At 66.0% G+C, this 23,414-nt stretch carries 26 protein-coding genes; 13 read left to right on the top strand and 13 right to left on the bottom strand.

Annotated features, from left to right (window positions below; all coding sequences use genetic code 11):
- The first annotated feature begins 105 nt into the window (after positions 1-105).
- Positions 106-366 (top strand): translation initiation factor IF-1, encoded by a 261-nt coding sequence (gene infA, locus AC1DOP_RS09680; protein WP_441934488.1) that lies wholly within the window; start codon positions 106-108, stop codon positions 364-366.
- Between the two features lie 6 nt (positions 367-372).
- Here infA and AC1DOP_RS09675 read toward each other — a convergent pair whose 3' ends face one another.
- The 3 genes from AC1DOP_RS09675 to AC1DOP_RS09665 form a co-directional block, all read right to left on the bottom strand.
- Complete coding sequence (locus AC1DOP_RS09675; RefSeq protein ID WP_441934490.1) at positions 373-1,374, bottom strand: alpha/beta hydrolase; 1,002 nt, start codon at positions 1,372-1,374, stop codon at positions 373-375.
- Positions 1,375-1,407: 33 nt separating this feature from the next.
- Entirely contained in the window at positions 1,408-2,559 is a 1,152-nt protein-coding gene (locus AC1DOP_RS09670) for a tetratricopeptide repeat protein (protein WP_441934492.1), read from the bottom strand.
- An 89-nt stretch (positions 2,560-2,648) separates the two neighbouring features.
- A complete protein-coding gene (locus tag AC1DOP_RS09665) occupies positions 2,649-3,518 on the bottom strand; it encodes an HDOD domain-containing protein (RefSeq protein ID WP_441934494.1) in 870 nt (289 codons plus the stop codon).
- A gap of 179 nt (positions 3,519-3,697) precedes the next feature.
- Between AC1DOP_RS09665 and AC1DOP_RS09660 the strand changes: the two genes are divergently transcribed.
- Positions 3,698-4,267 carry a DNA-3-methyladenine glycosylase gene (locus tag AC1DOP_RS09660; protein ID WP_477250857.1) on the top strand — a complete coding sequence of 190 codons (570 nt, stop codon included), beginning with the start codon at positions 3,698-3,700 and terminating at the stop codon, positions 4,265-4,267.
- Between the two features lie 3 nt (positions 4,268-4,270).
- Here AC1DOP_RS09660 and AC1DOP_RS09655 read toward each other — a convergent pair whose 3' ends face one another.
- From AC1DOP_RS09655 to AC1DOP_RS09645, 3 genes are all read right to left on the bottom strand, one after another.
- Positions 4,271-5,938, bottom strand: a complete 1,668-nt coding sequence (locus AC1DOP_RS09655; RefSeq protein ID WP_477250856.1) for a methyl-accepting chemotaxis protein — start codon at positions 5,936-5,938, stop codon at positions 4,271-4,273.
- A gap of 63 nt (positions 5,939-6,001) precedes the next feature.
- Positions 6,002-6,457 (bottom strand): cache domain-containing protein, encoded by a 456-nt coding sequence (locus AC1DOP_RS09650; RefSeq protein ID WP_477250855.1) that lies wholly within the window; start codon positions 6,455-6,457, stop codon positions 6,002-6,004.
- Between the two features lie 100 nt (positions 6,458-6,557).
- A complete protein-coding gene (locus AC1DOP_RS09645) occupies positions 6,558-7,379 on the bottom strand; it encodes an alpha/beta hydrolase (protein WP_477250854.1) in 822 nt (273 codons plus the stop codon).
- 227 nt (positions 7,380-7,606) lie between these two features.
- On the opposite strand from AC1DOP_RS09645, the gene AC1DOP_RS09640 reads away from it, so the two are divergent.
- The 8 genes from AC1DOP_RS09640 to AC1DOP_RS09605 all read left to right on the top strand — a co-directional run bounded on the left by AC1DOP_RS09640 (position 7,607) and on the right by AC1DOP_RS09605 (position 15,607).
- Complete coding sequence (locus tag AC1DOP_RS09640; RefSeq protein WP_477250853.1) at positions 7,607-9,634, top strand: FAD/NAD(P)-binding protein; 2,028 nt, start codon at positions 7,607-7,609, stop codon at positions 9,632-9,634.
- Between the two features lies 1 nt (position 9,635).
- The gene (locus tag AC1DOP_RS09635; protein ID WP_441934505.1) at positions 9,636-10,850 is read left to right on the top strand and encodes a YbfB/YjiJ family MFS transporter; all 1,215 of its coding nucleotides are present in this window, start codon (positions 9,636-9,638) and stop codon (positions 10,848-10,850) included.
- Positions 10,851-10,923: 73 nt separating this feature from the next.
- Positions 10,924-11,775: a fumarylacetoacetate hydrolase family protein gene (locus AC1DOP_RS09630; protein ID WP_477250852.1), complete on the top strand. Its 852-nt coding sequence runs from the start codon at positions 10,924-10,926 to the stop codon at positions 11,773-11,775.
- A 213-nt stretch (positions 11,776-11,988) separates the two neighbouring features.
- Complete coding sequence (locus AC1DOP_RS09625; RefSeq protein WP_441934509.1) at positions 11,989-12,543, top strand: carboxymuconolactone decarboxylase family protein; 555 nt, start codon at positions 11,989-11,991, stop codon at positions 12,541-12,543.
- Positions 12,544-12,679: 136 nt separating this feature from the next.
- A complete protein-coding gene (locus tag AC1DOP_RS09620; RefSeq protein WP_441934511.1) occupies positions 12,680-13,240 on the top strand; it encodes a transcriptional regulator in 561 nt (186 codons plus the stop codon).
- Between the two features lie 8 nt (positions 13,241-13,248).
- On the top strand, positions 13,249-13,812 hold the full coding sequence (locus tag AC1DOP_RS09615) for a transcriptional regulator (RefSeq protein ID WP_441934513.1): 564 nt from the start codon (positions 13,249-13,251) through the stop codon (positions 13,810-13,812).
- Positions 13,809-14,879, top strand: a complete 1,071-nt coding sequence (locus tag AC1DOP_RS09610) for a sensor histidine kinase (RefSeq protein ID WP_441934515.1) — start codon at positions 13,809-13,811, stop codon at positions 14,877-14,879. Before AC1DOP_RS09615 ends, AC1DOP_RS09610 begins: the two co-directional genes overlap by 4 nt.
- Complete coding sequence (locus tag AC1DOP_RS09605) at positions 14,876-15,607, top strand: LytR/AlgR family response regulator transcription factor (RefSeq protein ID WP_441934517.1); 732 nt, start codon at positions 14,876-14,878, stop codon at positions 15,605-15,607. The genes AC1DOP_RS09610 and AC1DOP_RS09605 overlap by 4 nt, the downstream gene beginning before the upstream one ends.
- A gap of 2 nt (positions 15,608-15,609) precedes the next feature.
- Here AC1DOP_RS09605 and AC1DOP_RS09600 read toward each other — a convergent pair whose 3' ends face one another.
- Genes AC1DOP_RS09600 through yjgA form a run of 4 tightly spaced genes read right to left on the bottom strand, consistent with a single transcriptional unit; the run spans position 15,610 to position 17,697 of the window.
- Positions 15,610-15,807, bottom strand: a complete 198-nt coding sequence (locus AC1DOP_RS09600) for a hypothetical protein (protein WP_441934518.1) — start codon at positions 15,805-15,807, stop codon at positions 15,610-15,612.
- 4 nt (positions 15,808-15,811) lie between these two features.
- Positions 15,812-16,480, bottom strand: coding sequence for an alpha/beta hydrolase (locus AC1DOP_RS09595; RefSeq protein ID WP_441934520.1), 669 nt, complete (start codon positions 16,478-16,480; stop codon positions 15,812-15,814).
- A gap of 10 nt (positions 16,481-16,490) precedes the next feature.
- The gene (mog, locus tag AC1DOP_RS09590; RefSeq protein ID WP_441934522.1) at positions 16,491-17,114 is read right to left on the bottom strand and encodes a molybdopterin adenylyltransferase; all 624 of its coding nucleotides are present in this window, start codon (positions 17,112-17,114) and stop codon (positions 16,491-16,493) included.
- Positions 17,098-17,697: a ribosome biogenesis factor YjgA gene (gene yjgA / locus AC1DOP_RS09585; protein ID WP_441934524.1), complete on the bottom strand. Its 600-nt coding sequence runs from the start codon at positions 17,695-17,697 to the stop codon at positions 17,098-17,100. The genes mog and yjgA overlap by 17 nt, the downstream gene beginning before the upstream one ends.
- A 93-nt stretch (positions 17,698-17,790) precedes the next feature.
- On the opposite strand from yjgA, the gene pmbA reads away from it, so the two are divergent.
- Together pmbA and nfsB are read left to right on the top strand one after the other, a co-directional pair.
- A complete protein-coding gene (pmbA, locus tag AC1DOP_RS09580) occupies positions 17,791-19,143 on the top strand; it encodes a metalloprotease PmbA (RefSeq protein ID WP_477250851.1) in 1,353 nt (450 codons plus the stop codon).
- A gap of 93 nt (positions 19,144-19,236) precedes the next feature.
- Entirely contained in the window at positions 19,237-19,890 is a 654-nt protein-coding gene (nfsB, locus tag AC1DOP_RS09575; RefSeq protein WP_477250850.1) for an oxygen-insensitive NAD(P)H nitroreductase, read from the top strand.
- Here the strand turns inward: nfsB and AC1DOP_RS09570 are convergent.
- The gene (locus AC1DOP_RS09570) at positions 19,885-20,694 is read right to left on the bottom strand and encodes a hypothetical protein (protein WP_477250849.1); all 810 of its coding nucleotides are present in this window, start codon (positions 20,692-20,694) and stop codon (positions 19,885-19,887) included. The two genes, nfsB and AC1DOP_RS09570, sit on opposite strands and share 6 nt — an antisense overlap.
- An 87-nt stretch (positions 20,695-20,781) precedes the next feature.
- Positions 20,782-21,915 (bottom strand): M14 family metallopeptidase, encoded by a 1,134-nt coding sequence (locus AC1DOP_RS09565; RefSeq protein ID WP_477250848.1) that lies wholly within the window; start codon positions 21,913-21,915, stop codon positions 20,782-20,784.
- 260 nt (positions 21,916-22,175) lie between these two features.
- On the opposite strand from AC1DOP_RS09565, the gene AC1DOP_RS09560 reads away from it, so the two are divergent.
- Positions 22,176-22,439: a DUF2442 domain-containing protein gene (locus AC1DOP_RS09560; RefSeq protein WP_441934533.1), complete on the top strand. Its 264-nt coding sequence runs from the start codon at positions 22,176-22,178 to the stop codon at positions 22,437-22,439.
- On the opposite strand, the gene paaX is transcribed toward AC1DOP_RS09560, so the two are convergent.
- A complete protein-coding gene (gene paaX, locus AC1DOP_RS09555; RefSeq protein ID WP_477250847.1) occupies positions 22,412-23,338 on the bottom strand; it encodes a phenylacetic acid degradation operon negative regulatory protein PaaX in 927 nt (308 codons plus the stop codon). The genes AC1DOP_RS09560 and paaX overlap by 28 nt on opposite strands.
- Between the last annotated feature and the right edge of the window lie 76 nt (positions 23,339-23,414).

Below are 23,414 nucleotides of genomic sequence, written 5' to 3'. Positions count from 1 at the left end.
GCCGCTTTTCCCGACTTCGACCCTGTCAACCGCCCCAGGCGCTGCGTCAGCATTGCCTGGGATTGGGCATTGGCGTTAACGAATCACATGATTAAAGGACACGAGATGAAAGAAGAGCTGATTGAAATGAATGGCAAGGTGACTGAAGTGCTGCCGGAAATGCGCTTCCGCGTCGACCTCGAGAATGGTCACCAATTGGTGGCATACACTTCCGGCCGGATGAAGAAGAACCACATCCGCATCATCGCCGGCGACCGCGTCACGCTGGAGATGTCGCCGTATGACCTCAACAAGGGACGGATCACTTTCCGTCACCTCGAGAAGCATGGCATGCCGAAGCCGCCGGCGCGTCCGCGCCGGCACTGATCGAATTTAATCGACCGCCATCGCCTGCGAGATAGCGGCGAACGAGGCATCGAAGCGGTAGGGGATGTTCAGGTGGCTGTCGTCGAATTCCTCGTGCACGAAGGGAATGCCGCGCTGCCTGAGCTTCTCGCAGAAGATGCGGGCGCCGTACTGCAGGTTGAATTCGTCTTTCGTTCCGGCGTCCAGGTAGATCAGCCGCAGCGACGCCAGCGCGCGGCGGTATTCGTCCACCAGGTGCACCGGATCCCATTCCAGCCAGCGGCGCCATACTGCTTCGTCGAGTTCGCAGCTGTGCGGATCGAAGGGCAGCACGAAGCCGTGCGGGGCCTGCGGATCCGGCGAATAGCAGGACGCCATCGCCAGCGTGTTGACCGCCGCGCGGTAGCCGGCGTCGCGCGGGCGGATCGTGTGCAGGTCGCGCATCAGCCGGTCGATGCCGCCCAGGCGTGCCAGTTCGCGCGCGCAGGCGACGAAGGCCGGCTTGTAGCACAACTCGAAATACAGGTCGCCGCTGTGCGAGGCCGTCAGGCCGAAGATGCCCGGATGGCGCATCGCCAGCATCAGCGCGCCATATCCTCCCGAACTCTTGCCCACCACGGCGCGGCAATCGCGGCTGTCCAGCGTGCGGTAGCTGCGGTCGATGTGGGGCACCAGTTCCTGCACCAGGTGGTCTTCGTAGCGTCCGGTGGCGCTGGAATTGATGTACTGGCTGCCGCCCAGGCGGGTCAGGCAGTCCGGCATCACGACGATCGCCGGCCGCATGGTCCCGCTGCCGATCAGCCGGTCCAGGCGCTGGACGATGTTCTCGTCCCATACCGTATCGTTCAGGAAGGTCGTGCCGCGGCCGTTGAAGCCTGCCAGCAGGTAGACGACGGGGTAGCGGCGTGCACGCTCCTCGTCGTAACCGGGCGGCAGGTAGACCGGGATGTCGCGCCGGGCCGGGTCCCCGAGGGGATTGCCGGCCAGGATGGGGCTGTGGAAGGATTCGATGACGATACGGCTGGGCAAACAGTTCTCCTTGTGCCTGGTGATGGAGGAAGATTAACGCATGCCGAGCTGGCGCAGGTGGGCCAGCTTGGCGTTATAGAGATTACGCGTGTCCTTGCGCGTGCTGGTATCGGCCGCAAGGGTCAGCTGTTCGCGCGCTTCCTTGACCTCGCCAAGCTGCAGCAGGCTCGCCGCCAGCCAGAAATGGAATTCGTCGTAGTAGGGGGCGCGCCTGACTTCGCGCGCGAACAAATCTCTGGCCTCGCTGTATTCCCCATGCTGGTAGGCGGTGACGCCCTTGTTGAAGTAGAGGAAGGGCGGAGCCGGTTCGATCTTGGCGGCGCGCTGGGCGACCGCCCTGGCTTCCTCGGTCTTGCCCTGTGCCGTCAGCACCGGTTCGAGGTTGCGCAGGGTGATGACGCTTTCGGGTTCGCGCGCCAGCGCTGCGCGGAAGGCACGCTCGGCCATGGCGAAATCGCCGCGGCGATCGTAGATCACGCCCAGGGTATTGTAGGCCAGCGCGGTGCGCGGGTTGCCGCTGGTGGCCGCGCGCGCCCACCAGTAGGCATCGTCGAGCTTGCCCTGCACCAGGGCTTCGGCGGCGCGGTTGTTCTGGAACATCATGATGATGTCTTCTTCGTCCAGTTGCCGGGTATAGCGCTTGTCGGCGCGCGCATCCGGCAGGAAGTCGACCACCAGCGCGCGTTCCGGATCCGAACCGTAGAGGTCGGGGGCGCGATAGGCCAGCAGCAGATTGACGTGGCCGCTGAGCAGGTAGAAGCCGTTGTTGCGGCTCCAGCTTTCTTCCATGATGACGTCCTGGTAACGCACCGTCATCCCGAGTTCCTTGGCGAAGGCGGCCGTCATGATCACCAGCGACATGCAGTTGCCGGCGCGGTCGCGGAAGGTCTCGGCCGCGTTGCGGGTATAGCTCGCGTCGTAGTCGAGTTTGAGGCCGGTCTTGCTGCCGGTGTACAGGGCTTCCAGCAGGCCGTATTCCTTGCCGCGGTTGCGCAGATAGGTATTGAAGGCCGAACTGTGCAGATACTCGCGCATTTCGGGGCTGAGCGCGAACAGGTCGGCGGTACTGATCTTTTCGGTCGGCGGACCGAAGGCGGCGTCGCGGTACAGGTCGGGTGCCGGGGCCGGCGGCGCGCTGGCGCAGCCGGCCAGCAGGACCATCATGAACGCTATGAGGTATCTCATTTTCTCCTCCGTGTCCGGTGTACTTTTCTTCAGTATCTGCCGGTGCGAAGAAGATGTAAAGACGCTCTCGAGGGGGAGCTTACTGCTCGTTACTGGTCGTCGTGGAAGGCTTCGTGCAGTTCGTCGAGCAGCTCGGCGGTTTCTTCCGCCGACAGGCCCAGATAAGCGCAGGCGCGCACGCCGCCCTTGTTCCACTCGAGCGATTCGGCATGGCCCTGGTACTTGCAGATCGCGGCTTCCGCCAGCAGCGACAGCGCCACCAGCGAACGCACCGCGCCGGCGGTATGCGCGTCTTCCAGCACGGCGTAGTCGTGATGGTGCAGGATGGCCCAGACGACATGGTCGGACAGGCCCCAGTTGCGCGCCAGCAGGCAGCCGATCGAGGCGTGCGAGGTGGCGTGGCGCTCTTCTTCCAGCGCCGTGAACGGACGCTCGGCTTCGAGCGAGGCGGCGGCGTAGGTGGCGCCGTAGTCGGCGAAGCGGTCCATCAGCAGGGGCAGGCCGGTGTCGCAGAACAGGCCGAAGGTATGCGCCACGTCCGGCTCGCCGATGCGCAGGCGGCGCGAGAGGAATACCATGGCCTGGGCGCGGCGGGTCGAGACGTCCCAGAAGCTGGCCAGGGCCGCGCTGTTGGCGGGAATCGCCTGGCGCGCCAGCAGGCCGGTCATCAGCGAGGCGACCTGGTTAATGCCGAGGAAGAGGATGGCCTGTTCGATCGACTTGGCCTTGCGCCGTCCGCCGTAGATGGCCGAATTGGCCAGTTTCAGCAGGGCGCCCGACATGCCGACGTCGCTGGCGACGATGCGGCCGATCGTCTCCGGGCTCGGATCCGGCGAAGCAAGCTCGCGCTGCAGGTCCGCCAGCAGGCTGGGACGAGGCGGGATGCGGATCGACTTGATCAGGGCGTCGACGGGATCCTCGGCGGCGGCGGGACGGGCCAGGGCGGATGCTGTACTCATGGCAGGGGAGGGGGAAAACGATGCTGCACGGAAAGATGTGCAAAGCTCGTCACTATAAACCAGCACAAGCCAAGTTGCATCAAAGTATTCATTTTGTGTGGCAAATCAGACAGTTGCCGTTGTCACACTGCAGAGGCGACCGTGCGACTTGGCGGACGCGGCCGTTATAAGATTGTCACATGTCTTCTTTCATTCTCGCGGGGATCGATTTCTCCGCCCGTTCGGACGTGGTGGCGCGCCGGCTGATCGGCGTGACCGTGCTGGTCGACGGCGTCGGCGGCCGGATCGTCGAAACCGAAGCCTATGACGGCGAGGACCCGGCCTCCCACGCCTATTCCGGACCGACGGAGCGCAACTTCGCGATGTTCGGCCCGCCGGCCCATGCCTATGTCTACCGCTCCTATGGCATCCACTGGTGCCTCAACTTCGTCTGCATGGAGCAGGGGCACGGCGCCGGGGTGCTGATCCGCGCCCTCGAACCGGTCGCCGGCCTGGAGACGATGCGCGAGCGGCGCGGCACCACCGACGAGTGGCTGCTGTGCTCCGGGCCCGGCAAGCTGTGCCAGGCGCTGGGGGTGACGCGGGCGCTGAACGGGTCGTCGCTGGCGCAGCCGCCGTTCGAACTGGCGGCCGCGCCGAAGGGCATCGAGGTGGTGACTGGCCCGCGGATCGGCATCTCGAAGGCGGTCGACGTGCCGTGGCGCTTCGGCCTGAAGGGTTCGCGCTACGTCAGCAAGCGCTTTCCATGAGGGCTAGGCGCGCCGCCGCAGGCCCTGGCGGTTTTCCAGTGCGGGACGCGGCCCCCGGCTGCCGCCGGCGCGCATCGGGCTGTCCGGCGCGCGACGTTCCTGCTCGGCCTTATCGGCCGCCTCGACGCCCTCGACCTGGAACACGGATACCGCGCGCGCCAGGTTGACGGTCTGCTCGTGCAGGCTGGCCGCCGCCGCCGCCGCCTGTTCGACCAGGGCCGCGTTCTGCTGGGTCATGTCGTCCATCTGCCCGACCGCGCGGTTGACTTCCGCGATGCCGTCGGCCTGTTCCGTGCTGGCCGAACTGATGCGGTTGATGATGTCGTTCACCTGCTGTACCGAGGCGACCACGCTGCCCATGCTGGCGCCGGCTTCGTTGACCGAGGCGCTGCCGCCGTCGATGATGGCGACCGAATCGGCGATCAGGGCCTTGATCTCCTTCGCCGCCGAGGCCGAGCGCTGGGCCAGGGTGCGCACCTCGCTGGCCACCACCGCGAAGCCGCGTCCCTGTTCGCCGGCGCGCGCCGCTTCCACCGCCGCGTTCAGCGCCAGCAGGTTGGTCTGGAACGAGATGCCGTCGATGACGCCGATGATGTCGACGATCTTGCGCGAGCTGGCGCGGATCGATTCCATGGTCGCCACCGCGCGCTCGACCGACTGGCCGCCGCTGGCCGCCAGCCGCGCCGCCTCGGCCGCCAGCCCGGCGGCCAGGCGCGCGTTGTCGGCATTGCCCTTGACGGCCGCGGTCAGGGTTTCCATCGCGCTGGCGGTCTGCTGCAGCGAGCCGGCCTGCAGCTCGGTGCGGGTCGAGAGGTCGAGGTTGCCGCTGGCGATCTCCTGCGAGGCGGTGTCGATCGAGTGGACCGAGGCCAGGATGCTGCGCAGGGTGTCGTTCAGGATGGCGATCGAATGGTCGAGCGCCCGCGAGGTGCCGGCGATCTCGTCGCGCCCATCGTTGCCGGCGCCGCGCTTGAGTCGGCCCTTGGCCAGTTCGCCGACCACTTCCGACATCGCGTGGATATCGGCCAGCATCGCGCGCCGCACCAGCATCGTCACCACCAGCGACAGCGCGATCGACAGCACGACCAGTCCCGCCATCGTCATGCCGAGCATCTGGAACTCGGCCTTGGCGGCGTCGTGCGCCTGGGAGCTCAGTTGCTGTTCGAGGGCCGACAGCTGCGCCAGCTGCGTGTTCAGCACGCCGAAGCGCTGTTCCGCAAGCCGCATCGAACCGGTGGCCAGCGACTGGTCCACCTGCGCCAGCTCGATGCTGTCGGTCGCGCTCTTGCGGTAGTCGGCCAGGGCCTTGATCGACGATTCGACCAGCTTGCGCTCGGCGGGATTCGATGCCTCCGCCAGCGCGGCCAGGCGGGCCTGCAACGCTTCGTGTTTCTTCTTGATGTCGGCGACCAGCGCATCGATCCGTCCCTGCCCGAAGCTGCCGCTGATGGACGCCAGCAGCTGGTAGATGTTGCCATGCGCGTACTTGGCGTCGCCCGAGATCTCGGCTGCGGACTTGAGGTGCGCGGTGCGGACCTGCACGATGTTTTCCAGCGATGCGTTCTGGCGCACCATGCCGTAATAGGCGGCGCCGGAAAGCAGCATCAGGAGCAGCAGCACCAGGGTGGGAGCCAGCAGCAGTTTGGGACCGATCCGTAATTTTTTCAGCATGCTTCCCCCGCCAGTAATGGCCGGCGAGCCGGCCGGAATCGTACCCCGTTCGGCATTACGCCGTCATTTCTTGTAGATGCCCGCTTCCAGCACGACGTCGTCGACCTTCACCATATAGGTGGTCTTCGGTTCGATCTTGCCGCTGACGGGGTTCTTGTAGGTGTAGTCGTACCAGCCCTTGCCCTTGGTCGCCGCCAGCTGGACCATTTCGCGGCGGTACATCTTGCCGTTGGTATCGGGCACGTCGATCAGGTCCTTGCCGATCAGTGTCGGGTTGACCGGATGGGCCAGCATGATCGCGTTCCTGGCGTCGCGCATGTGGAGGTAGAGTTCGCCCTTGTAGAACTCCGGATCCTTGCTGTTGATCCGCTTGATCATGGCGTCCTTGCCGTTCGCCTTCATGAAGGCGACACCTTTTTCGACCAGCGCAACGGCATCCTTTTCGGTGGCGTCGGTGGCGCAGGCATTGCCCATGGCGAATGCGCAGGATAATGCGGCGGCAGTGAACAGCAGCTTCATGGTGGGATTCCTTTCTAAGAAAAATTCGAAAAGAAATGTTTCCTATTTGCATTAAGCAATGTACGACACCGGGTCCGCAGATAAGTTGCGCTGGCACAAGCTAGACGGCGGCCAGGAAGTCGGCCAGCATGAGCGGCTCGGTGATCATCGGATCGTGATGGGTGTTCAGCTCCGCCCATGTCCAGCCCGGCTGGCGCTTGAGGTTCTTCTTGACCTCGACCAGGGGCTCGAACGGCGAAGCGACGCAATCGATGTAGATCCGCGGAACGCCATTGCCCAGAGGGTTGTTCAGCACCAGCTTTTCCTGATAGGTGCCCACCGGTTGCGGCGTCAGGCGTTCGCCGAGCCACGCCATCGTCTGTTTGTCGGCGACGCCGTAGGAGCTGGCTGGCGGCGCCGGGATCGCGATGCCCTTGCCCTGGCGTTCCACCTGTTCGAGGCGCTTCTTCGTCACTGAGGCCGGCTGGGCTTCGAACACCGACAGCCCGCTGTCGAGCACCATGGCGTCCACGAACACCAGGCTTTTGAGCAGCTGCGGCATGCGGTCCGCGACGCCGCTGATCACCACGCCGCCGAAGCCGCTGCCCACCAGGATCACATCGCCCAGGTTCTCGTAGCGGATGTGATTGCCAATGCTCGTGATGAAGGTCGATAGCGAAAGATCCTTCGACAGCAAATGCGCCTGTTCGCCCAGCCCCGGGCAGGTCGGCGCGGTGACCGTATGGCCGCGTGCGCGCAGGGCGTGCGCGACCGCGTCCCAGCACCACCCGCCATACCAGGCGCCATGGACCAGCACGAAGGTCTTCGGCTTGTTCGGCACAGGCGATGCCGCCGGGCGTGCGGCCGAGGCCGCGCCGCCCAGGAACAGGCTGCCCAGCGCGGCGAGATGGAAGGTGCGGCGTCCCAGCTTGGTCGACTTCATTCAGGCCTCCTTGTGGTCGTGAGCAAAGCGAATTCGCAGTGTCGTTCTGTTCCGCAAGCGTTTCCTTGACAGGACGCAAGGCAAAACGTTAACCCACGGATATTGCCCTAGACCTTAAAAAGTTGCGGATGCGCAATCTTGTCCTTGGCCGCCTATCTATCATTGGTTTGTTTTATTCATGAACCATTGTTCAAAAAATGCACTCATCTCATCCATATGAGGTTCACATGTACAAGATCGCAGTCATTGGCTTGGGACCGCGCGGTATCTCGGTGCTCGACCGCATCATCGCGTATGCACGGAACGATCCGCATGCAACGCCGCTGGGGTTGTACCTGTTTGACGGTAAGGAATTCGGGCCGGGCTGCCATACCACCGACCAGGCAGACCACCTGCTGGTCAACACGGTCGCTTGCCAGATGACGCAGTTTTCCGACGACACCGTCCGCGGCGCCGGACCGCTCCTGTACGGGCCTTCGTTTGCCGACTGGCTCGGCAGCAAAAGCGGCAGGGGACCGGGTGTGGCGGCCGAGCATCTGGTCATCGACCGCAACGGTTACTATTCGCGCGCCCTGTTCGGCGACTACCTGCGCTGGGGCTTCGAGTACCTGAAGAAGATGGCGCCGCCGCACGTGAAGATCTTCCTGCACAACTTCGCCAACGTCGACGATCTCGAGGCCAACGGGGAGGGCTGGAATGTGTTCTACGACGGCTGCGCCTATCCGGTCGATTTCGTGTTCCTGACCACCGGCCACGCGCGCAAGCTGCCGAGCGAGGCCGAGTCGGCGCTGATGCAGAAGGTCGAGCGCGCGCGCGCCCACAACCCGAGCCTGCAGGTCGTGCTGGAACCCTATCCGATCCGCAATGCCGTCTCGAGCGTCAAGGAACGCGACACTATCGCCATCGAAGGCATCGGCCTGACCACCTTCGACCTGCTGGCGCAGTTGACCTCCGGCCGGGGCGGCGGCTTCGTCCCATGCGGCAAGATGGAGCCGGTGGGCCGCCTGCGTTACCGGCCGTCGGGCAAGGAACCGAAAATCCTGTTGTACTCGCGCTCGGGCTTGCCGCTGATGGCGCGCGCGACCAATCAGAAAGGCGTGTTCGGCCAGTACAAGCCGAAATTCCTGACCATGGCCAGGGTCGAGGAACTGCGGGCGGAAACGCCGGGCGGCAAGCTCGATTTCGACCGGCAGATCATGCCGCTGCTCTGGAGCGACATGCAGTTCGCCTACTATTTCTCGTATCTGTACCGCAAGCTGGACAAGCTCACCGCGCTGACCTTCAGTAACGAGTTCATGGCGGCCGGCAGTGCGGCGGCGCGCCAGGAGCTGATCGGCAAGTACGTCACCCGGCGCGACCAGCTGTCGTGGGACGAACTGGTCAACCCGATTCCCGCCCGCGCGCTGCAGAGCCGGCGCCAGTATGACGACTGGCTGCGCGGCTATATGTGGGGCGACTTCGAGCAGGCCTGCCTCGGCAACCTCGACGGACCGCTGAAGTCCGCCTGCGACGTCTTGCGCGACGTGCGCGACGTGATCCGCAGCGCCATCGACTATTGCGGATTGACCGAGCAGTCGCACCGCTGGGTGCTGTCCGAGTTCCTGCCGATCATGAACCGGCTGGCGGTCGGACCGCCGAAGGAGAGGATCGCGCAGCTGCTCGCGCTGATGGACGCCGGCGTCGTGCAGGCCGATTTCGGACCCGGTGCGAGCTGTGTCCTGGACGAGCACTCCGGCCGCTTCGTGGTACGCAGCCACTGGAACGGCGAGACCGAAACGGCCGACGTACTGGTACGCGGGCGCGCCTCGCTGCCGGGGCCGCGCGAGGACAAGTCGCCGCTGATGCGCAAGATGATGCAGCGCGGGATCGTGTCGCCCTTCATGAACGGCAGCTTCCATCCGGGCGGCATCACCGTCGACCGCAACATGAATGTGATCGGGCGCGACGGCGCTCCGCAGTCCAGCCTGTGGGCGCTCGGCACCCTGGTCGAAGGATGCAAGTTCTACACCTTCGTGCTGCCGCGTCCCGGCGCCAATTCGACCACGATGGTCGACGCCGGGCGTGCCGTCGGCCGCATGATGGACGCGATCGGCGAGCGCAGCGCGCGTCTGCGGCTGCTGCAGGCGACCGATGAGCTGGCGGAACCCGGCGCGGGGATCGCGGCGCTCGCCTATCCGCTGGAGAGACCGGCGGAGCCGGCCGACGCCGAAGCGCCGGAGGTTCCGGTTGCGCCGCTCGCCCTGACCGGGGCCTGAGGTGGGCGCTGCGCTGCGTACCCGCCTCGCACAGGCCGGCCCCGGCCTGTGCGGCATGGCTGCCACGCTGACCGGGGTCGGGATCGGGCGCTTCGCCTATGCCGCGATCCTGCCCCTGCTGGTGCGGCAGGCATGGTTCGACCTGACCGCGGCAGGCTACCTCGGCGCCGCCAACCTGACCGGCTACCTGCTCGGCATCGGACTGGCATCGCTGCTGGCGCGCCGCTGCCGGGCCGGCCGCATGGTGCGGCTGTCGATGCTGCTGTGCGCGCTGAGCTTTTTCGCCTGCGGCTGGCGCGATGGCGGCCTGGCCTGGTTCGTGGTGTGGCGCACCGTCGCCGGCGCCTGCGGTGCGATCCTGATGGTGCAGGCGCCGGTGCTGATCCTGCCGCGCACGCCGGCGGCGCGGCGCGGACGCACCAGCGGCGTCATCTTTTCCGGTGTCGGCCTCGGCATCGTCGCCGCCTCCACCATCGTTCCCAGCCTGGCGAGCTACCAGCTGGCGGTGACCTGGCTGGCACTGGGCGTCGTCTGCGCGCTGCTGACCGCGCTAACATGGCGCTACTGGCCGGCCGCCGCACCCACGGCAGCGGCGGCGCACCGGACAGCCCCGGGCTGGCCGCGCCTGTCCTTGCCGATCCTGCTGCTGTGCCTCGCCTATACGCTGAACGCGATCGGCTACCTGCCGCATACCCTGTTCTGGGCCGATTACATCACGCGCGAACTGCACCAGCCCCTGGCCGTCGCCAGCTTCTTCTGGGCCTGTTTCGGCGTGGGCGCGGCATGCGGCCCTTACCTGACCGGCGTGATCGCCGACCGCTTTGGCCTGAACCGTACGCTGGCGGTGGCATTCGCCCTGAAGGCCCTCGGCGTGGCGCTGCCGATGTTTTCCCACGGCGCGGTGACGCTGCTGTTGTCGTCGGTGCTGGTCGGCTTCTTCTCGCCGGGTATCGTCGGCGCGGCATCCAGCTATGCGCTCGAGATCGGCGGCGCCGGAGACCACCGGCGCAACTGGACCGCGATGAACCTGTGCTTTTCGCTGGCCCAGGCCGGCGGCGCCAGCGGCATGGTGTGGCTCATGCATGGCCGCCAGTCGTACGCAATCCTGTTCTGGATCAGCGCCGCCGCACTCGCCGTTTCGGCGCTGTGCGTCGTCGCCATCGCCATGCTGCGCTTCAGGCACCGGAGCGGCGGCGCACAGCCGGGCATCGCCTGAGGCGGCGCGAAGCATCGCTTGCGGCGAGGTCAAGTAGAATGCGGGATCGGTTTACTCGCACAGAAGGAAGAATATGAGATTGGTTCGCTACGGCCGCCCCGGTAAGGAAAAACCCGGCCTGTTCGACGAAGAAGGCCGCCTGCGCTCGCTGGCCGGCATCATCGACGACATCGACGCGTCGGTGCTGTCCGAAAAGGCGCTGCGCAAACTGGCCAAGGTCGACTGGAAGACCCTGCCCATCGTACGCGGCGAGCCGCGCTTCGGCGTCCCGGTCAAGGGCGTCGGCAAATTCATCGGCATCGGCATGAACTACTCGGACCACGCGGCCGAGGTGGGCGCACCGATTCCGAAGGAACCGATCCTGTTCATGAAGGCGACCAGCTCCCTGTCCGGCCCGGACGATGCGATCCAGCTGCCGAAAGGCTCGAAGAAGACCGACTGGGAAGTCGAGCTGGGCGTCGTCATCGGCGAGCGCGCGCAGTACGTCAGCGAAGAAGACGCGCTGAAGTACGTGGCCGGCTACTGCGTGGTCAACGACGTCTCCGAGCGCGCCTTCCAGTTCGAGATGGGCTCGCAGTGGGACAAGGGCAAGGGCTGCGACACCTTCGGCCCGGTCGGCCCCTTCCTGGTGACGAAGGACGAGATCTTCGACGTGCAGGACCTCGACCTCTACCTGGAACTGAACGGCAAGCGCGTGCAGACCGGGAATACCTCGAACATGATCTTCACGGTGGCGCAAATCGTCAGCTACCTGTCGCGCTTCATGACCCTGGAGCCGGGCGACATCATCAGCACCGGCACCCCGCCGGGCGTGGGCCTGGGCCGCACGCCGCAGCGTTTCCTGAAGAAGGGAGACAAGCTGCGCCTGGGTATTGCGGGATTGGGGGAGCAGCAGCAGGAAGTGGTGGCTTACCCGAAGGCTTGATATAGGCCCGCTGCCTTAAACGTCGTTCCCGCGCAGGCGGGAACCCAAGTTTGCTCGCTGGACCGCATACTGACCTTGAATTCCCGCCTGCGCGGGAATGACGCCTCCTCTAGCCGAGCCCGGAATCCCCTCCAAAAAATTGAGGATTGAAAATAAGCGCGAAGCGCCGGGATTCTTTTGATTTTTACCGGACGGCATGCGAATATTTCCTGCATGACAGACCGCCTCCGCCCCATCCCTCCTGACGCCTGGACCGCCGCCCAGCGCACGGCCGCGCAAGAGATCGTCAACGGCCCGCGCGGCGCCCTCTACGGGCCCTTCGTGCCGCTGCTGCACAGCCCCGAGCTGATGGGCCATGCGCAGCGCATGGGCGAGTACCTGCGCTACCGCAGCGCCATCGGCGTGCGGCTGTCCGAGCTGGCGATCCTCGTCACCGCGCGCGAATGGGACCAGCAGGTCGAGTGGGCGATCCACGCGCCGATCGCGCTGCAGGCCGGCATCGCGGCGGACCTGATCGACGCCATCGCGCACCGCCGGCGGCCGAAGGCGATGCTGGCCGACGAAGAGGCGGTGTACGACTTCTGCGTGGAGCTGCACCGCGACAAGCGGGTCTCCGACCGCGTCTATCAGAATGCGCTGGCGCTGTTCGGCGAGCAGGGCGTGGTCGACCTGATGGGCGTGAACGGCTACTACACCTTCCTGGCGATGGTGATGAACAGCGCGCAGACTGCGGCGCCGGCGTCGAGCGCTGATCCGCTGCCGGAATGAGTGCTGCCGGACCAGCTCGTCGGCGGGACGCCGCGCTCGTCGCCGCCGGCCGGCCCTTCGTCGCATGCCCGCACACGATGCGCCGGCAGCCGGCAAAGTAGAGGCGCGTAACAGCCCTCAACTAACGGAGACACGAATGAAACCACAGTATGTGCTCGCCGCGGCGATCGCCGCCACCTCGGTTCTGGCCCTGGCCGCCGCTCCCGAACCGCTGCCGGCGCCGTGGCAGCTGGACGGCAAGCACGTGAAAAAATTCACGGCCGGCGTCGATCAGGCGGATGGCGTCAAGGGCGCCAAATTCCTGAGCAATACCAGCGATGACAGTCTGGCCTGGGCTTCGCTGACCCAGGTGGTCTCGGCCCAGAACTACGTCGGCCAGCGGGTTCGCTTCCGCGCCCGCGTGCGGACCCGCGACGTCGACGGCTGGGCGGGCCTGTGGATGCGGGTGGATGGCGCCGGCCCGGCCCGGCTGGCCTTCTACAACAGCCAGGACAGGCCGATCAAGGGCAGCACGGATTGGCAGGAGCGCAGCGTGGTGCTGGACGTGCCGCAGGAGGCGACCCGGATCGCGTTCGGGGTGATCGACAGCGGCAAGGGAACCGTATGGATCGACCAGCTCGCATTCGAGGCTGTCGGCCAGGACGTGCCGGTCGACAGCTTCAGGAATCACTCGCTGCCGGCTTCGCCGTCGCTGTGAAGGCGGCCATGAAAGCGTCTTTCATCCTGGCTGCCGCCATCGCCGCATACTCGGCGCCGGTATGCGCAGCCGGTCCCGAGCCGCTGCCGCCCGCCTGGTTCGTCACCGGTACCCATGCACAGAAGTTCGGCGCCGGCGTCGACCAGGACCCCGGGGTGCGGGGCGCCAAATTCTTGCGCAACAAGGCCGACGATCCGAATGCCTGGGCGTCGCTGGCACAAGTGATCTCGGCCCAGAACTACCTCGGCCAGCGCATCCGCTTCCGCGCATTCGTAAAGACCCAGGACGTGAGCGGCTGGGCGGGCTTGTGGATGCGGGTCGATAACCGTGCCGGCCGCAGTGTCGCCTTCTACAACAGCGCCGACAGGCCGATCAGGGGCAGCACGGACTGGCAGGAGCGCAGCGTGGTGCTGGACGTGCCGCAGGATGCCGCGGCCATCATGTTCGGCGTGAACAATATCGGCAAGGGGCAGGTATGGATCGACCGCCTCGGCTTCGAGCAGGTCGGTCAGGACGTCCCGGTCGACACCATGCAGCCCGGCCCCGCCTTGCCGACGGCGCCGATCCTGTGAGCGTGCAGGACGACACCGCCGTCGCGGCCGTGCGGCGCCTGTACGGCTGCAGCGCGCGCCAGGGCTTGTGCAGCCTGGCCGTGCTGTGCGCCTTCGTGGCCGGCGCCGCCTGGCTGCAGCGGTATTCGCTGATCGGCCTGTTCGCGGCGGTACTCGGACCGATGCTGCTGAGCTGTGCGGCGCTGCTGCTGGGCGCGCGCGCGGCCGCCGTCCGCTTCGGATGGACCGCGGCATGGAGTGCGCTGCTCATGGCCAGCGCCGCCGGAACGGTGGCGATGCTGACGCCTTATCACGCGTGGATGCGGTCGCGTGGTTTGCCGGGGCTGCCGGACCTGCAGGTCATGGCCTGTGCCTTTGGCGTGAGCACGCTGGCGCTCGGCCTGCCGCTGTGGCAGGCCCAGGTTCGCACCCGCGCCCGGCAACTGGCCGGCTTACGCCACGCGGTGCTGGCCGCGGAGCTGAAAGCCCTGCAGGCCCAGGTCGAGCCGCACTTCCTGTACAACACCCTCGCCAATACCCGCTACCTGGCGCGCCATGATCCGGAGCGCGCGGCGAAGATGCTGGAGCACCTGATCGCCTACCTGCACAGCGCCTTGCCCGACATGCGCCGCCAGGAATCGACGCTGGGCCGCGAGTTCGACCTCGCCGGCCATTACCTGGCCCTGATGGCGATCCGCTTCGGCCAGCGCCTACACTACCGCCTGGATTGTCCGGCCGACCTGGCCGATATGCCGGTGCCGCCGCTGCTCCTGATGACGCTGGTGGAGAACGCGGTCAAGCACGGCGTCGAGCGCAAACCCGGCCCCGTCAGCGTGAGCCTCGACGCGCAGCGCGCCGGCGCAGCGGTGACGATTACGGTCGGCGACGATGGCGCAGGGATAGGCGCCACGACGCTGGGCAGCGGCGTCGGCCTGCGCAACCTGCGCCAGCGGCTGGCCGCGCTGTACGACGATGCGGCCGCCTTCGACCTGCGCCGCACACCGGCCGGCGTGACCGAGGCCGTGCTGATGCTGCCGATCTTGGACGGAAAGCCGGACGGGAAGCCGGGCCTGGAGAGGGCGGCTTGAGCGGGCCCTGCATCCTGGTCGCGGACGACGAGCCGCTGCTGCGCGCCGAGCTGAGGGAAGCGCTGGCGCAGCTGTGGCCCGAGGCCCGCATCGTCGAGGCGGAGGACGGCATCGAGGCGCTGCGCCTGTGCCGCGAGATGGCGCCGCAGGCCGCCTTTCTCGACATCCGCATGCCCGGCCTGGACGGCCTGGAACTGGCGCGCGTGTTCGGGGCGCGCACCCACGTCGTCTTCGTGACGGCCTTCGGCGAGCATGCCCTGGCAGCCTTCGACGAAGGCGCGGTCGACTACGTGTCGAAGCCGCTGGGCATGGAGCGCCTTGCACGGGCGGTCGAACGGGTGCGGGCGCGCATCGAGGCAACGCCGCCGGACCTGGCGCGGCTGACGCAGCCGCTGCCGAAGAGCCAGCCGGCCTGGCTGCAGGCCACGGTCGGCAACACCATTCACTTCATCGACCTGGCGGACGTGGTGTACTTCTGCGCCGACGCCAAGTACACGCGGGTGGTGACGGATTCGATGGAAGCGCACATCCGCCTGAGCCTGAAGGAGCTGGCGGAGTCGCTGGATGGGACGGCGTTCTGGCAGATCCACCGCGGCTACATGGTGGCGGTCAAGCGGATCGCGGCGGCGGCGCGCGCCGAGGACGGGACTTTATGGGTGCAACTGCGCGGACATGAGGCCAGGCTGCCGGTGAGCCAGCGCTTCCAGCACCTCTTCCGCGGAATGTAGAACTAGGCCAACGCTTCCTTGGCCGCCTGCTCCGGCGTGAACTCATCGTAGAACATGTCGGTGAACCACTCGACATTCTCTTCGATGTAGTCCTGCGCCTGCTTCTGGGTGGCGCCGCCGGCCACCAGGTGCTTCTCGACCTCGATGCACCAGTTGATCAGCGCCATGGTCTCTTCGTCGAGTTCTTCTTTCTTCGCCATCGCTTTAGCCCAATACTTTTTTGAAGAAGGCCGAGATGGCCTGGACTTCCTCGAGGCACACCGAGTGCTGCATGGCGTACTCGTGCCACTCGACCTGGTAGCCCAGCGAGACCAGCAGGTCGCGCGACTGCTCGGCGCGGGCGAAGGGCACCACGTTGTCGTGGCGGCCGTGGGCCATGAAGATCGGCGTGGCCAGGCTTTCCGGGGTGCGTTCCGTCGCCAGCGTGGCCGACAGCGGCACATAGCCCGACAGGCAGATCATGCCGGCCAGCGCTTCCGGGTGGCGCAGGCCAGTCTGGATGGTCATCGCGCAGCCCTGCGAGAAGCCGGCCAGCACGATGCGCGAAGCCGGGATGCCGCGCGCCTTTTCGCGCGCGATGAAGGCTTCGACTTCCTTCTGCGAAGCGCGCAGGCCGGTTTCGTCTTCGCGGCGCGTCAGTTCGGCGCCTGTGATGTCGTACCAGGCGCGCATCACGTAGCCGCCGTTGACGGTGACCGGCATGGTGCGCGCGTGCGGGAAGATGAAGCGGATGCCCGGCAGGCCGGCCAGGTCGAGCTCGCGCACGATGGGCACGAAGTCGTTGCCGTCCGCGCCCAGGCCATGCAGCCAGATGACGGAGATTTCCGGGTTGTCGCTGGTGTCGATGGTGACGTGGTCGAGCAGCTCGCTCATGCATGCATCCTTATTTTTTCTTGGGGCGCCAGGCGGCGCACACGGTCGGGTCGGTATCGATGAAGGGACCGCCGATCAGGTCGATGCAGTAGGGCACCGCGGCGAACACGCCGTTGACGATGGTCTTGCCGTCCGCGTCCTTCAGGCCCTCGAGGGTTTCCTTGATCGACTTCGGCTGGCCCGGCAGGTTCATGACCAGGGCAGCATGTTCAGAAGCGGGGTCGGGCGTCTCGCGGATCACGGCCACCTGGCGCGACAGGATCGCGGTCGGCACGAAGTGCAGGCTGACCTGGCGCATCTGCTCGCCGAAGCCCGGCATCTCCTTGGTGCCGATGGCGAGGGTCGCCTCGGGCGTGACGTCGCGCCGCGCCGGGCCGGTGCCGCCGGTGGTCAGCACCAGGTGGCAGCGCACTTCGTCGACGAGTTCGATGAGCGCGCTCTCGATGTCGTCGCGGTTGTCGGGGATCAGGCGGGTCTCGACGCGGAACGGGGTGGTCAGGGCCTTGCCCAGCCATTCCTGCAGGGCGGGGATGCCCTTGTCCTCGTACACGCCGCCGCTGGCACGGTCCGAGACCGAGATCAGGCCAATCACGAGCTCACGCGCCGGGTCCTGGACCTTATTCTCCAGACTCATCGCCGCTTTCCTCTTCGCCATCGCCTTCCGCGGCAGCCTTGGGCGCCTTGGCCAGGTCCTTCAGGATCTGGAAGATCTCGCGGTAGGCCTTGGGCGGCTTGTTCTCGGCCTGCTCCTTGCGCGCATTGCGGATCAGGGTGCGCAGGTGCTGCGCGTCCAGCTCCGGATGCTCGCCCAGCAGCTGGGTGAGGGCCTTGTCGTCGGCCAGCAGCTTCTCGCGGCGGCGCTCCAGCGCGTGCAGGGCGGCAGCTTCGGCCTTCGAGGTGCCCTTCCAGCTCTCGATGGTGCGCTGGATGACGGCGACTTCCTCCTCGTCGAGGGAGCGCATCATCTTGCCCACGTACTGCAACTGGCGGCGGCGGCCTTCGTGGTTGGTGATGGTCTGGGCCATGAGGATCGCATCCTTGACCTCGTCCGGCATCGGCACGCGCTTGACGCGGTCGCGCGGCGCTTCGATGAGCTGTTCGCCGAGCTTCTGCAACTCGTTACTCTGCCGCTTCAGTTCGGACTTGGAGGGGCGGTCGTATTCCGGTTCGAACTCGTCGGAGCGGAAGCCGACAGCGCCGCGGTTTGCATTTGGCATGATGATCTAGATTCGTCAGACGCACGTCTGGACGGTAAAAACAGTAAACGGCTGCTATGATAACTGTTTTAGGGCTCGCTACGACAAACGCACATGAACGACTCCGTCTTCACCCATACCCAGGATCAGCTCAAGCAGCTCGCACAGGACGTGCTGGCAATTGCAAAGGAAACCGGCGCCAGCGACGCGGCGGTCGAGATCAGCGAGGGTAGCGGTCTGGCGGTGACGGTGCGCAAGGGCCAGGTCGAGACCATCGAGCAGAACAAGGATAAGGGCATCGGCGTGACCGTCTACTGCGGCCAGCGCCGCGGCCATGCCAGCACCTCCGATTTCTCCAGCGCCTCGCTGCGCGCCACGGTGGAGGCGGCCTACAACATCGCCCGCTTCACCGCCGAAGACCCGGCCGCCGGCCTGCCGGACGCCGATCTGCTGGAAATGAACCCGCGCGACCTGCGTCTGTGCTACCCCTGGGACATCGATGCCGAGGACGCCGTGCGCATCGCCCAGCGTTGCGAAGCGGCCGCCTTCGGCGTCGACAAGCGCATCACCAACAGCGAAGGCGCCAGCGTCTACGTGCAGCAGTCGCACTTCGTGGCCGCCAACAGCCTCGGTTTCTGCGCCGGCTACCCATTCTCGCGCCATACCCTGTCGGTCGCGCCGATCGCCGGCAAGGGCAACAAGATGCAGCGCGACGACTGGTATACCTCCGCGCGCGACCCGAAAAAGCTGGCCGATCCCGAAAAGGTCGGCCGCTACGCCGCCGAACGCGCCCTGGCGCGCCTGAACGCGCGCAAGCTCGACACCCGCACCTGCCCGGTACTGTTCGAAGCCCCGCTGGCCGCCGGCCTGGTCGGCTCTTTCGTCCAGGCAACCTCGGGCGGCGCCCTCTACCGCAAGTCGAGTTTCCTGCTGGATTCTCTCGGCAAGTCGATCTTCCCTTCGCACATCCAGATCGTCGAAGACCCGCACATCGTCGGCGCGGTCGGCTCCTCGCCCTTCGACGAAGAAGGCGTGCGTACCCAGACCCGCAAGGTCGTCAGCGATGGCGTGCTGCAGGGCTATTTCCTGTCTTCTTACTCGGCACGCAAGCTGGGCATGCAGACCACCGGCAATGCCGGCGGCTCGCACAACCTGGAAATCCTGTCGAAGGAAACGAAGATCGCCGACGACTTCGAAGGCATGCTGCGCAAGATGGGCACCGGCCTGCTGGTCACGGAACTGATGGGGCAGGGCACCAACTACGTGACCGGTGACTATTCGCGCGGCGCGTCCGGCTATTGGGTCGAGAACGGCGTGATCCAGTACCCGGTCGAAGAGATCACCATCGCCGGCAATATGAAGGAGATGTTCCAGTCCATCGTCGGCATCGGCAATGACGTGCTGACGCGTGGCAACAAGTCGACGGGCTCGATCCTGATCGAGAAGATGGTGATTGCGGGCAGCTGATTGCCTTTGAAGGCGGACGAGTCCGCCTCGCACGCGAATTTTGGGTTCCTGCAATAATGTGCAGATATGCACTGTACATAAAAAAGGAACCACGTGAACATTCTCGCCGCCGCCACCAAGCGCCACACCGCCAAAGCCTACGACCCGACCCGTCGCGTCCCCGAGGAACTGATGCAGCAGATCTATGGTCTGCTGCGCAACAGCCCGTCCTCGGTCAACTCCCAGCCCTGGCACTTCATCGTCGCCAGCACGCCGGAAGCCAAGGCCCGCATGGCCAAGGGCGCCCAGGGCGGTTTCATCTACAACGAACCGAAGATCCTCAACGCTTCGCACGTGATCCTGTTCTGCGTGCGCGCCGATGCCGACCAGAAGCACCTCGACAGCATCCTCGAGCAGGAGCAGCGCGACGGCCGCTTCCGCGACGAAGCCGCCAGGGCCGGCCAGGCCAAGGGCCGCCTGGGTTATGTGAACCTGCACCGCTACACCCAGAAAGACCTGCCGCAGTGGCTGGAAAAGCAGGTCTACATCGCCCTCGGTACCGCCATGCTGGGCGCCGCCAACCTGGGCATCGACACCACGCCGATGGAAGGCATCGACGTCCCCGCGCTGGACGCGGAGTTCGGCCTGCACGAGCGCGGCCTGACCAGCCTGGTCATGCTGAGCTTCGGCTACCACGCCGAGACCGACTTCAACGCCGGCCTGCCGAAGTCGCGCCTGCAGGAAGAACAGGTGTTTACTTTCCTATAAAACGATGCGGAAGGGCTGGAGCGCGGGAAACCAGGCCCGCTCGAGGAGCTTCATGAATCCCTCGCGGGTCGGATAGCCCTCGTTCTCCCAGTCTTCCGCGTAGTGTTCCGGGTCGGTCGCCAGGACCCCGCGGCTGTCGACGTGGAACACGCGCTCGAGGGGCGAGTGGAATTCCGCCAGCACCTCGTCGTTCACCACGTCGATCATGCGCTTCATGACTTCGGTGCGGAAGGCCAGGTCGGGATCGACGTTGGCGTCGTCCATGATGGTCGTGAGCCAGCCGCCATGGCTGTTGACGAAGCCGCGGCCGTCGGGCACCGGATAGTCGTAGCCGTTCAGGAAGATCGGCTGTTGCCAGGTGGTCTTGCGGTAGGCCCAGCGGATGGCGCGGATGATGCCGTTCAGGCCTTCGCTGATGTGGTACAGCATCAGGTCGAGGCGCGCAGGCGAGAAGCAGGCGGCCGGATCGGCGGCGGAGGAGCAATCGTCGCGCAGCGCCAGCCGGTGCTCGAGCGCGTCGTTGGCGAAGCCGCCGAGATAGACTTCGCTGAAGTGGCAATCCGGCGACAGGTGCATGCGGATCACGCTGGCATAGTGACCGTCGCCGATGTACTCGTTCAGCCTGGCGCCATTGAAGCCGAGCAGGCGGACACCCGCATGCTCGGGAGAGACCTTCGGGTGCTCGACCAGCGCATGCAGCAGCGTCTGGTCGGCATGCCAGAACCAGGCGTCGCCCAGCGCCAGTCCGGCAGGAGGCAGCGCTCCCGCAGCCGGACTTTCTCCTGGCCGATAGACATTGCCCATGCCGCTCTCCGCAGTTTCCCTGGCGCTGGCCGCCGCTCATGCTTTTGACAGGCGGCGGCGCAGGGCGGTTCCCGGCCGGGCAAAGACTTACTTGATCGCGCGGACCGCCTGCAGTACCGGCTGCAGCACGCTAGCGCCCAGGCGGGCGCTGCGCGCGCCATCCCAGCCCACTTGCGGATCCGGATCGTTGGCGTTGTCCTTGAACGGCAGTTCGAGGGTCAGCGACAGGCAGCCGAAGGCGTGGGTGATGTGCGGCGAACCCATGGTCAGGGTCTCTTCGCTATAGGGCGCCTCGCCATAGCCGTGCACGTCCTGGAAGTCCGGGCTGGCGACCATGAAGGCGTCCGAGAAGGCCTTCTGGGCGGCGGCCTGTTCGGCCGTGAAGTTCGGCAGGGATTCGCTGCCGGCGATGAACACATAGGGCAGGCCTTCGTCGCCGTGCACGTCCAGGCACATGTCGACGCCGACCTCGTGCATCTTCTGCTTGACGAGGAAGACTTCCGGGCTGCGCTCCATGGTCGGGTTCAGCCATTCGCGGTTCAGGTTGGCGCCGGCGGCATTCGTGCGCAGGTTGCCGCGCACCGAGCCGTCCGGGTTCATGTTCGGCACCACATAGAACACGCTTTCTTTCAGCAGCTGGCGGCCGAAGGGGTGAGCGGGATCGAGCAGGGCGTCGAGCATGCCCTCGACGAACCACTCGGCCATCGTCTCGCCCGGGTGCTGGCGTGCGATCACCCACACTTTTTTCTTCGCGGGCGAAGGTTCGCCGATGATCAGCATGTTCAGGTCGCGGCCGTCGACGGTCGAGCCGAGGTCGACCATGCGCACCTGCTCGGACAGCTGGGCGCGGTCCAGCAGCTCCAGGTGGCGCTCCCACGAGTAGGGCTCGAAGTAGGCGTAGTAGACGCTGTCCATGGCCGGGATGTGCTCGATGGTCAGCACTTGGCCGTCGAAGCTGGTCGGCACGCGGAACCAGTTGATGCGGTCATAGCTCGCCATCGCGTTGTAGTCTTCCCAGCCCTTCGGGTAGGCCGACTGGCCGGCGTTGAGCAGGCGGATCGTGCAGGGCTGGGCCTGCGCGCCCTGCAAGCGGAAGTAGAACCACTGGGTGATGTCGGCGTGCGAATCCTTGCGGATGTTCAGGTCGATGGCGTTCGCGCTCGTGGCGTTCACGATATCGATGGCGCCAGCGTCGAACTGGCTGCTGATCTTGATAGACATGGTGCGTCCTGTAGTGGGGACCTCGTCAAACCTGCTGCGCGTTGCATTTTCGGCCTGCGATGCTCGCCGTACCGTAAGTACGGCTGCGCTTCTCGGCCGAAACTGCGGCCGCTCGCTACGGTTTGACGAGGTCCTGTTATTTGAGTGGTAGGGCGTGCATCATACCCATGACTCGTTTCGGTGCGCAAATCGGCTCGTCTGTTGCCGGTCAAATGCCGGGCTTGCGCCTTTTGCTAAGGTGCTCGTTTGGGAGGACAAACATGAAGAACGAAATTCGTGTCGCACATGCCGAAATTACCAGCATCGACAGGCGGGGCTTCTGGCTGCGCTGCCATCGGGAGGAGCTGTACCTGCCATTCGCCATGTTCCCCTGGTTCGAGCACGCGACCGTGGCGCAGCTGTGCCGGGTCGAGTGCTTCGGCGAAACCTGCCTGTACTGGCCGGGGCTGGACCTGGAACTGGGCGTGGAGGGTATCCGGCTGTCGATGACGGCGTCTCAGCGCAATCCGCCGAACCTGTCGTAGAAGCCGGCATCCGCGCCGGGCGCCTCCGGATCCTCACGCCGCAGCACCTCCATCAGGTGGGCCTCGGCCCTTTCCCAGGTCAGCCGGTAGATCGCCTGCGCCAGCGCATAGGCCTCCGAGCCCGGCCAGGGATTCGGCAGCAGGGCCAAAGGCAGCATCGGATCGTGCAGCTGGACGCGGCGGTAGGCGTGGATCAGCAGGCTGCGCACCACGAACGCGGCCTGGGGCGTGAGGTCCGTTTCCTCGCGCAGGGTCGCCAGCAGGGGCGTGAATTCGTCGATGAAGCGGCAGTAGTCGGATACCACGCCGGACAGGTCCCAGCCCTCCTGCACCAGTTCGCCCAGCGGACGCGAGCCGGCATCCGGCAGTTCGGCGGCGCTACAGACGAAGATCTTGCCGCCGGCCTTGATCCGGTCCAGGATCTCGGCCAGCGGCGCGGGATCGGCGGCCGGATGCGCCAGCAGGCCCGGCGCCAGCATCGCATAACCTTCCCACTCGAGTTCCTTGCGCACGGCCGTGCGCAGGCTGGCGTCGATGCTGCCGTTCGGTGCCATGACGATGGTCCAGCGGCCGTCCCAGTCGAGTCCCGGCGGGGCGTAAATGCGGCGGTTCGCGCGCTCGAAGCGCGGACGCGCCTCCGGCAGCAGGGCATAGCTGCTGCGCCGTCCCTCGCGGTTGGCCACCAGCCAGCCTTCCTGCACCAGGCGGAACACGCTGGTGCGCACCAGGCGGTCGGTCACGTCCATCGGCGCCACCAGTTCGATCAGGCTGCCCAGCCACAGGCGGGCGCCGTGCGGGGCGATGGCGTCGCCGAAGATGGTCATCACCAGCGACTTGGAGCGCGGCGGATCGGTGGCGAGGAAGCGGTTTATCCACTCGTTGCTGGTGAGCATTTTCATATGATTACTTTACCGCAATCACGACGCAGCCGACAGCTCTTGCATCACGATATGATTCAAAATTTTTGTGTACATC

The organism is Massilia sp. 01N410 (assembly GCF_056399665.1).
The sequence above is the reverse complement of the archived record's forward strand: the minus strand, read 5'-3'. Positions and strand labels throughout refer to the sequence as shown.